At 54.4% G+C, this 11,021-nt stretch carries 10 protein-coding genes; 3 read left to right on the forward strand and 7 right to left on the reverse strand.

Going from position 1 to position 11,021, the window contains the following annotated elements:
• The first annotated feature begins 178 nt into the window (after nt 1–178).
• Both RC85_RS17100 and RC85_RS17110 read left to right on the forward strand, forming a co-directional pair.
• Nucleotides 179–1,030 carry a transglutaminase family protein gene (locus RC85_RS17100; RefSeq protein WP_068265024.1) on the forward strand — a complete coding sequence of 284 codons (852 nt, stop codon included), beginning with the start codon at nt 179–181 and terminating at the stop codon, nt 1,028–1,030.
• 1,378 nt (nt 1,031–2,408) lie between these two features.
• A complete protein-coding gene (locus RC85_RS17110) occupies nt 2,409–2,954 on the forward strand; it encodes a hypothetical protein (RefSeq protein ID WP_149752912.1) in 546 nt (181 codons plus the stop codon).
• A gap of 136 nt (nt 2,955–3,090) precedes the next feature.
• On the opposite strand, the gene RC85_RS17115 is transcribed toward RC85_RS17110, so the two are convergent.
• The 5 genes from RC85_RS17115 to RC85_RS17135 form a co-directional block, all read right to left on the reverse strand.
• A complete protein-coding gene (locus RC85_RS17115; protein WP_068265028.1) occupies nt 3,091–6,501 on the reverse strand; it encodes a hypothetical protein in 3,411 nt (1,136 codons plus the stop codon).
• A 157-nt stretch (nt 6,502–6,658) separates the two neighbouring features.
• Nucleotides 6,659–7,129, reverse strand: coding sequence for a phage holin family protein (locus tag RC85_RS17120; RefSeq protein ID WP_068265029.1), 471 nt, complete (start codon nt 7,127–7,129; stop codon nt 6,659–6,661).
• A gap of 4 nt (nt 7,130–7,133) precedes the next feature.
• Complete coding sequence (locus RC85_RS17125) at nt 7,134–7,364, reverse strand: hypothetical protein (RefSeq protein WP_068265030.1); 231 nt, start codon at nt 7,362–7,364, stop codon at nt 7,134–7,136.
• On the reverse strand, nt 7,361–7,846 hold the full coding sequence (locus tag RC85_RS17130) for a hypothetical protein (RefSeq protein WP_068265031.1): 486 nt from the start codon (nt 7,844–7,846) through the stop codon (nt 7,361–7,363). Before RC85_RS17130 ends, RC85_RS17125 begins: the two co-directional genes overlap by 4 nt.
• A gap of 55 nt (nt 7,847–7,901) precedes the next feature.
• Nucleotides 7,902–8,318, reverse strand: a complete 417-nt coding sequence (locus RC85_RS17135; protein WP_068265032.1) for a CsbD family protein — start codon at nt 8,316–8,318, stop codon at nt 7,902–7,904.
• On the opposite strand from RC85_RS17135, the gene RC85_RS17140 reads away from it, so the two are divergent.
• Nucleotides 8,318–8,665: a hypothetical protein gene (locus tag RC85_RS17140; protein ID WP_068265033.1), complete on the forward strand. Its 348-nt coding sequence runs from the start codon at nt 8,318–8,320 to the stop codon at nt 8,663–8,665. The two genes, RC85_RS17135 and RC85_RS17140, sit on opposite strands and share 1 nt — an antisense overlap.
• Nucleotides 8,666–8,844: 179 nt before the next feature.
• Here RC85_RS17140 and RC85_RS17145 read toward each other — a convergent pair whose 3' ends face one another.
• Nucleotides 8,845–9,675 carry a transglutaminase-like domain-containing protein gene (locus tag RC85_RS17145; RefSeq protein ID WP_068265034.1) on the reverse strand — a complete coding sequence of 277 codons (831 nt, stop codon included), beginning with the start codon at nt 9,673–9,675 and terminating at the stop codon, nt 8,845–8,847.
• Nucleotides 9,672–10,415, reverse strand: a complete 744-nt coding sequence (locus tag RC85_RS17150; protein ID WP_068265037.1) for an Ntn hydrolase family protein — start codon at nt 10,413–10,415, stop codon at nt 9,672–9,674. Before RC85_RS17150 ends, RC85_RS17145 begins: the two co-directional genes overlap by 4 nt.
• Nucleotides 10,416–11,021 lie beyond the last annotated feature (606 nt).

Below are 11,021 nucleotides of genomic sequence, written 5' to 3' on the forward strand. Positions count from 1 at the left end.
TCAGCCGAGCAATTTGGCATGTGATGTTCATCGTGAATGTGCGTTATGATCCGCCATCGAACAATTCCGCCATGTAACAATCGTGCAACAATCTTGCAACAATAGAGTTCGCCAATGCTTTCGGCTTGTGCGACGTTAGCAAAGCTGTTGTAAATGTCTTCTACAAAATGAAGCTGCTTTGATCTTTCAAATCAATCACCGGATTACTTACCGCTACGAGCGTGCCGTGATCGTCGAGCCGCTGACGATTCGATTACGACCTCGCAGCGATGGGGCGCAGCGGTTGTTGGATTATCGCTGCGACATAGCGCCGGTGCCGTTGCATCTTTGTGAAGTCGTGGACGTTTTCGGCAACGCCGCGATGCAGGTTTCGTTCAGTGGCGTTCACTTGGAAGTTACCATCGATATCGAAGCTCGCGTGGAAACCTTGCGAACGCAACCGTTTGATTATCTTTCGCTCGACGCGCGTGCGACGAATTTGCCCGCTTATTATGATGCTGAAGTTGACAAGGCGTTGGCCCCCTATCTCCATCGGCAAGACGTTCATCCAAAGATCGACCAATGGGCGATCATGCTGGCGGGTTCAAGTGGAAATCAAACGCAACCGTTTCTGTTGCAAGCGACCGAGCAGATCGCTCGTGATTACGATTCGTCCAATCGCTACGGCGGCGCGCCGATGTCGCCGGGCGAAACCTTTGCATCGAAACGTGGTGCGTGCCGAGACTTGGCCGTGTTGATGATGGACGTGTGCCGCTCGCAAGGAATTGCATCGCGTTTCGTTAGCGGTTATATCCACGAACCTGGACACATCGGGAATTCGGAACTGCACGCATGGACCGAGGTTTACCTGCCCGGTGGTGGCTGGCGAGGTTACGACCCCAGTCGCGGTATCGCAGTGTCGGACCAGCATATCCCGGTTGCCACCGGCCCTGAACCGTCATGGGCGGCGGCAACGGAAGGTTGCTACATCGGTGACGCATCGGAATCGTCGATTGAGTATGAAGTGAGCGTCGTCATGCTCAAAATCTAAGTCGGACGTTCTAACCGCGGAGCATTGACATCCCTTTACCGGGTGAGTCAGGTCTTGTCGATTAAAGTGAGCCGCGACGCGTAAGCGGCCGGGCCTACCGCACTGCACGGTGACCCCAAAGAGTGAACCCAAAGAGTGCCTTACGGCCAGCGGCTCACCGAATATTGAATTAGTCGACAAGCCAGTCAGCACCCGAATCATGCCGCCCCATCTTTGTCAGAGCCTTGATCGATCGGCGGCTTTGCCGCCGATCGATCAAGGCTCTGAGCGGTGTTTGTTGGATCGTATCCGGGTGCTTCGCACCCGGCACCGTGCTTCCGTCCCTCCAGGACTAACTGAGCATCACCGTCGGCATGCTCAAGATCCAAGCCGCAGAACAGTGACGGCCCTTTGCCGGATGCGTCACGACTTGTCGATTAAAGTGAGCCGCGACGTGTAAGCGGCCGGGCCTACCGCACTGCCAAGTGAACCCAAAGAGTGAACCCGAAGAGTGCCTTACAGCCAGCGGCTCACCGAATATTGAATTACTCGACAAGCCAGTCAGCACCCGGATCATGCCGCCCCATCTTTGTCAGAGCCTTGATCGATCGGCGGCTTTGCCGCCGATCGATCAAGGCTCTGAGCGGTGTTTGTTGGATCGTATCCGGGTGCTTCGCACCCGGCACCGTGCTTCCGTCCCTCCAGGACTTACTGAGCATCACCGTCGGCATGCTCAAGATCTAGCCGCGGAACAGTGACAGCCCTTTGCCGGGTGCGTGACGAACTGTCGATTAATGTGAGCCGCGACGCGTAAGCGGCCGGGCCTACCGCACTGCACGGTGACCCTAAAGAGTGACCCCAAAGAGTGCCTTACGGCCAGCGGCTCACCGAATATTAAATTAATCGACAGGCCAATCAGCACCCGGATCATGCCGCCCCATCTTTGTCAGAGCCTTGATCGATCGGCGGCTTTGCCGCCGATCGATCAAGGCTCTGAGCGGTGTTTGTTGGACCGTATCCGGGTGCTTCGCACCCGGCACCGTGCTTCCGTCCCTCCGGGACTAACTTAGCATGACCGTCAGCATGCTCAAGATCTAAGCCGCGGAACAGTGACAGCCCTTTGCCGGGTGCGTCACGACCTGTCGATTAAAGTGAGCCGCGACGCGTAAGCGGCCGGGCCTACCGCACTGCCCGAATCACGATCAATCCACAGTCCTTTCAGTGGGAACATCTGCTGCCACCGATCGCGTTGGACAATTTTTCTCAGTGCCAACAAAGGCTTGACCGACTACCACCCAGCTATCTTTGCCCAAGACGGTTCACCGAGAATTTGCAAGTCTTCCCGATTCGCAGTATCTCCGATGTCGAATTTGATGCGGTCAATCAAAGTTTAACTGCGGTGGTTGAAGATCACTCCGGTGCCGTCGCTGAACTGGAAGTCCCGTTTTTCAGTCGCAGTGCGGATGCTTTCAGCGAATTTGAAAAGCAACTTCGCGACCATGGTCTACTGGCTTGCTTTGTCAGCGGCCATGTGCAAATGTCGCGGGGTCGTTTGAGGATTCGTCCGCTTGCGGTCATTTTTCAAATGGGTGCCGAAGAACGAATCGCTGCCTCGCCTTGGCTTGGTGTCTCATCGTCCCATGCAGACTCTGGACTGCGAGACACAAAAAATCGCTCCCCGATTGAGTCGTCGATTCAAGGTTTCACAACCGATCTGCAAACGAAAACGGCCGAGACGCTGCTGATTGGCTTACAGTCGCAATCTCCTATGCCCTATCACGAACTAGCTGGATCGGCTGAACGACTCGGGTTTGCCCGTTTGCCCTCAACATTGAAAGCTCTAGGCGAAGAACTAACGCTGCGTAGCGAACAAAGGAACTGGAAAAGCAACCACGCCGTTCAACAATTCGCTCAACTGATCATGCTCCTTCGCGTGATGGAGTAGGAACAGGTCAGTTCGTTAACGCGGTTAGGAACGGTGCCGAAATAGCTTTCCAGTTTTCCCGTAGTTGGGCCTGCCAGGGTTCCGTACCTGCTCAGTCCATCATTCGCTGTACCCGACTGAACCCTGGCGGGCCCAGCTACGAGCGATTTCGCGTAACACGGAACTTGTTTTCAGGACAGTTCGTCAACTTATTCGCCAAATGTTCCCGCCCCAGCATTCGGTGAACCTTGGCCAGGGCGTCGCGGCGAGTGCGGTTGGGATCACTGGCGTCGTTTTTGATTGACGACGGTCGCGACGCACGAATCGCTCGAAGAGCGAGTGACGGATGGTATTCGGTCAGGACGGCAAACACTTTTTGGTATTCTGCGATTCCGTGGAAAACGTCACATTCATTGCATTGATGCCGGTTGACTAAGCCAACGATGTCCGACCATCGCAATTGTGAAAGCAGTCGGTGACTTGCGATCCCGCAATCAATGTTTACTGCAACGGTAAACTTCTGCCGGACACTCATCTCGCCTTCAAGTTCATCCAACAACGCGATCAGAAATTTCGGTTGTCTGCGAACTCTGACGTCCATTGCTAGTTCGGCCACGCGAGGCTTCAAGAAGTCTCGCCCCTTCGCATCAAGCAAAGCTGGCAACAGCTCTTCTGAAGGAAACTCTTTCACCAGCTTCGCCAGCAAACCGTCGTCACCAAGCCAATTCGATTCGGTTTGCCATGGACCGTCGTCGTACCATTGTTTCGCGACGAGCTTTGAAACTTTTCCAGTCGTCGCAATCGAAGTTTGCATTTGCGAAGCAAGCTGTTGGGCGAATTGATCTACTGCACCGGCGAAACCGTCTTTGGGATCGTGCGAATAGCGATGGTAGGTCAGGATTTCGCCTGCATCGTTGAGTGCGAACAGGCAGCGACCGATGACTTTGCCGGCTTGCGTTTTTGCGTAAACGACACGTTTGTTCAAGTCCACTGCGTTGGCAACCGTGCTGAAAAAGTTAAACGAATCAGGCGACAAGCACGTGTCAAAATGGAATCCCATCAACAGAAAGTCGATCACATCGCGAGTGAATGCTAATTCGTAATCTGAACCATCGGCGGTGGTTGCGGTTTGCTTGACCTGATCGCTCAGCCACGGCTGCATCAGCACGCCGGCCGTTTCCATTCGCTTGCGAAACGCGACGTTTCCGGGTTCAAGGTCAAAGTTGCGAGTGGTTCGTTCGAGTGTTTCAAAAAGAAGACGAACACCGAGTTCCTGCATCGGACTGCTCAGTCGATTGATCTCGCGAACCACACGATCCAGAGGTGGTTGCAACCAATCCTCTGCGAGCGAATTTAGATTGAACCGCTGTTGCATGGCTGTTACCGCCTGCGCGCGGGACGCTTTTGCATACTGCTGCAGAATCTCCAAGTCGGTTCGCTGTTGCAATTTCTCGACCAGCTTGTTGCAGCGTGCTGGCGATACTGACGGTGCTTGCGTTTGGCGTGCTCGAAGATTCGCCAGACGCCCTTGCATTCGTGCTTTGTCGGATGGATTGGGAACACCCGCAGCAAGCTTGGATTCCAACGCGTCGATTTGATGCTGCAACTTTTCTGATGATGGAAACCACTTTCCCAAGACGCTTTCGGCGATCTTTGACGCGTCCAGCGTGACTTGGCCCAAGCGATCGAGAGCCGCGTTCAATTCCGTTGGATATCGATCCCGCCAATTCGTCACCTGCCGGCAAGCGTTTCTTTTTGGCAGCGGGTGTTGCATGTCGCATAAGATGGTGGTCGTCGCCGCAATTCGCGAAAGCAGACGCACGTCCTTACCCGCCAATCGTTTGGCAACAATCAACTTCAAATCCCGATCCACGGCGAGCGGTTTCAGTTGTGTGGCCAATTCCGTCAGCTCATAATCGCTCTGCAACGCGATCAATATCTCCGAGATCAAATCCAGCGAGTCGCCGAAGTGATAGGCCAGCCTAAGATCGGTCTCGTCGTATTCCCTATCGGACTTCTTCGCCAAATGCTCGATCAGCGAACAGGACAAAGGGTCGTCATCGGATGTTTTTGCGAAACAAATCATCGAAGACAGAAGTTCGTTTCCGAGATTCAACGGAAGGTCGTAGACAACTTTTTCCAGCAATCGCACCAAGCGTTTTTCGAGATCTCGGCTGCCAGACAATTCATCCAGACTGTTCACAACCAATTCGCAGTAGACGTTCTTTTCATCGACATAGCGGTACCAGTGTGCCAGGATCGATGGGGCAACTCCACGTCGCCGCATCAAACCCGAAAGCACTTTGATGACTCGCATGAAGTCTTTTTGGTGATCGAAACGGTATTGCCAAAGGCTCCACCACTTGGCCAGCAGACGCGCCGACAAGCCAGCATGCTCGCGGGGAAATCCAGCAAGAAAGTCAATCCAGAGGCGAGTTTCCGGCGGAGTGAACTTGCTCAACATGCCCAGGCACGTCCCCATCGCTGCAACGGTTGAGATCGGAACCGCCGCGATCTTCGTGGACTCTGCAACCTGCTTTCTCAACTCCCTTTGGTTTGCTTTTGTTTGTGGCAACATATCTGGGCTAGCTGTGAAGCGTCGCAAGAGTTTGCACATTTCTTCTTCGCTGGTGGTGATCTGCCGTTGCGCCTGAGCGATGTCCTCGATCAACTCCGCTGTTAAAATGTGTTCCAGCAATCGAAAGCAGTCACGTTGTTGCTTTGGTCGGGCCAAACAAGCCTGATCGAAGGCTTTCATTACCAACTGGGCCAGTGTTTCGTCTGGTTTGGGTTCAGGGAAAATGAACTCGTTCTGTTTGGTCGCTTTTATTACTTCGTCACGCAGTTCTCGCAATCGAGCATCGGATCGCTTCCAGCGGCATTCGGCGACGAGTGGATCAGTAAAACAGCGGGTGAACACTTTCATCAAGTCGGACGAGAGCGTTTCTCGAACGGACAGCATCCGAATGGGAAGTTCACAAGAACGTTCGGGATCGATTTCGCAGAGCAACGCAAGCTCGGTGGCATGCCTGTCAATCCATTCCAATGCGTCGATTGCGCAGTTTTGCCGATCGGAGAGCGTTAGGAATGTGACCGCATTAAGTAGGCCGTCAAGCCGCGGATATGAGGATCCGATTCGCACCAGTTCATCCGTCCATCGCGTCGGCAAGATTCCGCTTCGCAGCACGTCGTCACTCGAAAACGTTTCGCCGTGATGGACCCAACCTTTCAACAATCCCAGCAGGAAATCGGTCCTCGACAGCCAATCATCAACGTCATCGACGACCTTTGGCAAAGCACGGGGGAAACGATGACGAAGTTTGCTGATCGTCATCTGGGCCCGCCGCAATTGTTCACCATCGATTGATACCGCTGAAGAATTGGCCGAAGAATTGGTGGCGGATGCGGTTAGGTTTGATTGCCACCGGAAAGCATTTCCAGCTTCACTTGCGTCGTTTGCCGCGTCCAACGGATACCCAGGCAGCCAAGCCAAGTCTCGTTTGAAAAGCAAACGCGCGCGGGCAACGCCGGTTTGAGTCTTCGTCCGTTTGTTTTCAAGCGGCTGCATGACGAACCTGCACCGATTCGATTTTTGAATGAGTATTGACGATGCGTGCAAACCGGCGGTGCTACCGAAGCATTCGTCACATCACCACAACCACACCGATGGATGACTTTACCTTTGACCGACAAGATCGACTAGCCAAAGGTTCACATCGACCGATTCAGCGATCGCAAAATTGGCCGTTTGCTGGCGGCGGTTCGGCGAATGAATCCGAACGGAAACGGTTTCGGGCCGACGTTTCGGGTGTGAGGATGGTCGCTTTGATCCAACGTAGATTTTCCGCCAGTTCCGACTTCGTTTCGGCCATCGCAGTGGTGGCAGTGCGGATCAGGCGGATGGCGGACCATACGAGAATGGCGATCAAGAAAAGCGAGACGCCGCAAACAATCAGCAGCGATACACCGACCGGTAGCTCGGCCTGTTCGTGGAGTAAAAAACCAAACCCCACCAGCAAAACGGTTAGCACAGACGCACCAAGGGCTGCCGCGGTCCCGGCGAGTGCTGCGGCAGTGGACGCCTTCCGTCGAGCTTCCTGCGAGTCGATAGAGAAGAGCTGGAATTGAAGTTCGGCCAGGTCAATGCAGTCCCGAATGACACGACGGAAACCGCTGGTGAAATCTTGATCAATCATCGGGTTAACCGTTCCATTTGCGTTTGATGAGCCAGCCTATCGTGAGACCGACGACGACGGACGAAACAATGGCAGCAGCGGGATACTTTCCAAGTGATCTCGAAACGATGTTCTCGGACGTTGATTCGGTTTGCGTCAAGATTTGTTCCTGACGATTTCGATCAGCGTCCGTCGGATGCGACCCGCGCCGCGTCAGGGTTTTGGATGTGCCGAGTGATTCGATCGGTGCGATCATGCCGTCACCTCGTTGCTAATCGTATTGCCGGTGTTGGCGTATCCGGAGCCTGGGTATCCAGATCGTTCTTGGACGCTCGCCCCTCCGTGATTCGCTCGTTTAAGAAGAGATGACGATAGATGTTGGGTCAGCATTGATGTTCCTGATTTCATCGCCATGTTAAGCGACATTGTCGCGGCCGCTGCAACCAAGCCGCCGATCAAGCCCTTCGTTGCTGGCTTGGGCTGCTGCACCCGTTCACCACCGCTGGTCCGAACAATGATCTCGCGTTCTTTTCGAGCTTGGGGAACCAACAAGTAACCAGCGACGGCCGCTGCGGTCATGATCGTGGCAGGACGCTTGCGAAATTGGTATCGCCAATCGGTCAGTTGACGCACTTGCTGTCGTACATCATCGACGTCATACGGCAGGTCGCTGCGGATCTGCCGCATGCGATCGCGGATCGCTTCGGATTGCTTTCGTGTTGCCAGCGTGTTTGTCATCGGGGATGCATTGGGTGCGTGGATCGCGGAAAAAGATCAACTTGAAAGTCAGCCTCTAGCGTTTACGGCCGATGAAGAACAACGCGCCTGCAGCCAAGCCGATGCCGAATGCGATGGCGAGCGACTCGTTCGGTTTGGTGCGAACCGTTTCAGCGACCTTGGATGAATAGTCGCCTGTCTGTCTCGCCACTCGGCGAGCATTCTGTTGCAGATAAGTCTTCGCTTCGTCGGCATACTGTTGAGCCGCCTCCGCCACTTGCGCGGTCCATGGATTGTCGGGGCCAAGAACGTTGGTCAAGAATTGCTCGACTTCACGTCGCGTCGCGCCCGTCTTCTGCTGGACGACTCCGACCAACTGATTGGCGGACCCCTCTGCTTGCTGCAAGTCGTCATCAGTCAACTGCCCCCAGTGCTCCTTCAAGCGGCCGGTGACTTCGTTCCAGTGACCTTTCAATTCTTCTCGCGTGACCATTGAATCGTTCCTTTGTTTCGATGTTTGTTTTGGTGTTTCGATACAGCGTTCGGGACGCTCTTGTATTCAGCCAACAGCGAACGCTTGGAGAAGGAGAACTTGGAGCACTTGGCGTGCCGAACAAAGATCTGATCGCTATTGTTCAACGAACCGCCGGCATGCTGGTCGGCGGCACCCCAGCCTGGTCAAACAGGAACCACTTGCGTCGCGATCTGCACATCTTCGCACAGGCCCCTAGCTGGCCTGATGAAAATCATTTCAACGCAGCAAATTGGGCAAGCAACAACTTGGCAGTCAACACGAACTGGAACGCTATAAAGCATTGTGGCAACGGCACAATTGCCTGATCGCCAGCATGTAGGCCGTAGCGAGCCATAGCGAGTTACGGCGTTGCGCAAATTGCCGTAACTCGCTAAGGCTCGCTACGGCCTACTTTCTACTTTCAAGGGTTGCTACAAGTTGACAAGAACGGCCAGCGCTAATGCAGCACAAACCGGCTACGCCTTCTAGGACTCTCGACTCGGAATTACGCCGTCGATACTGCGGGATTGTTCGCGAGGTTCGTTTGATCGTCTCCCAAATTAGCCCAGACACATTTCTCTTCTAACATCGCACTTCCCGTTAGCGTGCAAAAAGCGACATCGGCCGCATCTCGCCCCACACCGATACGAACCAAGCCGAGCGTGGACGCCAACCGAGTTGGGTCGAACAGATACCATTGACCGTCCAAGAACGCTTCCATGAATCCGTGGTAATCTGGCGGCTGTAAATTGACGGCGTAACCCGAGACATAGCGAGATGGGACGCCGATTCCGCGGCACAGGCTGATCGCAAGATGAGCATAGTCGCGGCACACACCGGTTCGCTGGAGCAACACATCCGCCGCCGTGGTCGTCGCCGTTGTGCTGCCTGGCGTGTACTCAAGATGTTCGTACACCCAATCGCAGATCGTCTGAACACGCGTAAAGCCAGAGGGCAGTTGCCCAAATTCCTCGTACGCAAAACGAGCCAGCACATCGCTTTCGCAGTAGCGACTTGGGTTCATGTAGGTCAGGACTTCGGGCGGCATCTGCGCAGCTTGCGACTCATCCACGTTTCGCGGCCGTTCGAGATCGGGCGCTAAGTTCGCGGTCGCCTGATATTGGATTTTCAACCGACAAGGTTCCACCACCAAGCGATGAAGTCGGTTGCCTTCCAAATCAACTTGGCATGGTTCGATATTGACGATCGGGTCCGTAGTCAAACTTTCATCGTTGACTTGTTGGTGTGGCGTCGATCCGGCAGCGATTTTGAGCAGAAAGATCGTCCGTTGCCGAACATCGTAAACAAGCGTGCTGCCGATATGAATTTGAGTCATGGGGAAGCGGCGTTGTAAGAGTGGTTGGACAGGATGGGAGACGCCCAGTTCATGGGCAACGACTGAAGCGATTCCGCCAGAGAACGATTCCAATATGCGATCGTATCCGCCAAGTCCGGTTCGGTGTAACGATGGAATCGTGGTGAAGCATCGGAATTGCCAAGCACCGCCACGTCAATCGGATAGCCAACGTCCGTCACGCTGGTGCTGGTTGCATCAAAGGCCAACAGAGCCAATGCGACCGCCGATGATAATGGCGTATCGCTGGTCAGAAGTCGGTCAAGGATTGGCTTACCATAGTAAGTACGTCCAATGATGAAGTACGGCGAATCGAACGCAACCTCCACCCAATTGCCTTCGGGGTAAACATAGAACAGTTGCGGACTCTGATCGGCCGCCAATCGTCCCCCAATAATCGCATGCAAATTGAACGAGTGATTGGTGGCGGCAAGCGACGGCCCGTCTTCGTTTTTGACTCGCCGCAATTGATCGCCAAACAAATTTGCAAACTGGTACAAGCGGTCGCGTGCGACGTCTTCACTACGCAGGGTTTCATCGACATAGGTTAGCGTCTTGTCACGCACCGACCGCAACCCGCTGGTCATCGTGAATAAGCCCTGACCGGCGTGTTGAAACTCAGCGAGCTTTTGTTTATTGACCTGCTCGCTACCACGAACGATCCGCGTATCGGCGAGCGCCACGATCCCTTCGTTGACTTTAATTCCGACGCAGAACGTCATACTTAGATCCGATTCGCGAGATAAGTGATTGCTATGTCATTTACTATACAATCGCAGCGGTAACCTAACGACTCCAGCGATCGGGCAGGTAATTGTGCAGCGATATCAGTGTGGGTTGGGCACAACACCCAACGCCGTGAAGAGTTTCAAACTTGTTTAACCGCGCGGGCATCGCCCAATGGCACTAACTTTAGAATTTGAACTGCCCAATCTGAACTGCCCAAGTTGAACGACCCCGAGTGGACATCGATTTGATTGCTGCCGGATTAGTGTCGTTAATCATCCCCAGGGAACTCGCGCAGATAAATGTAAACAGTCGTTGATCGCTCCGCGATCAGAACGATCGTGAATAGTCCCGGGAGGGACGGCAGCCCTCTGCCGGGGATGTAAATCCCCGGATGGCAGCGTTTTATCTCCCATTTTCTGTGTCTCGGTTTCGCGGCGTAGCCGCGAAACCGAGACACAGAAATGATGTGGGGGCAGCCATCCGGGTGCTCGCGCACCCGGCAGGGAGCTGCCGGCCCTCCAGGCCTAACTAAAGTATGTGCCATGGGGCATCGCCCTACGCATCCACGCGGAACGAAACTCGCGGGGCGATGCCCACGC

Source organism: Rubripirellula obstinata (genome assembly GCF_001642955.1).
Taxonomy (GTDB): Bacteria; Planctomycetota; Planctomycetia; order Pirellulales; family Pirellulaceae; genus Rubripirellula; species Rubripirellula obstinata.

Excerpts from the sequence above, each read along its gene's own strand:
- RC85_RS17115 (WP_068265028.1), bottom strand. The coding sequence starts at position 6,501 with ATGCAGCCGCTTGAAAACAAACGGACGAAGACTCAAACCGGCGTTGCC.
- RC85_RS17120 (WP_068265029.1), bottom strand. The coding sequence starts at position 7,129 with ATGATTGATCAAGATTTCACCAGCGGTTTCCGTCGTGTCATTCGGGAC.
- RC85_RS17125 (WP_068265030.1), bottom strand. The coding sequence starts at position 7,364 with ATGATCGCACCGATCGAATCACTCGGCACATCCAAAACCCTGACGCGG.
- RC85_RS17130 (WP_068265031.1), bottom strand. The coding sequence starts at position 7,846 with ATGACAAACACGCTGGCAACACGAAAGCAATCCGAAGCGATCCGCGAT.
- RC85_RS17135 (WP_068265032.1), bottom strand. The coding sequence starts at position 8,318 with ATGGTCACGCGAGAAGAATTGAAAGGTCACTGGAACGAAGTCACCGGC.
- RC85_RS17145 (WP_068265034.1), bottom strand. The coding sequence starts at position 9,675 with ATGACTCAAATTCATATCGGCAGCACGCTTGTTTACGATGTTCGGCAA.
- RC85_RS17150 (WP_068265037.1), bottom strand. The coding sequence starts at position 10,415 with ATGACGTTCTGCGTCGGAATTAAAGTCAACGAAGGGATCGTGGCGCTC.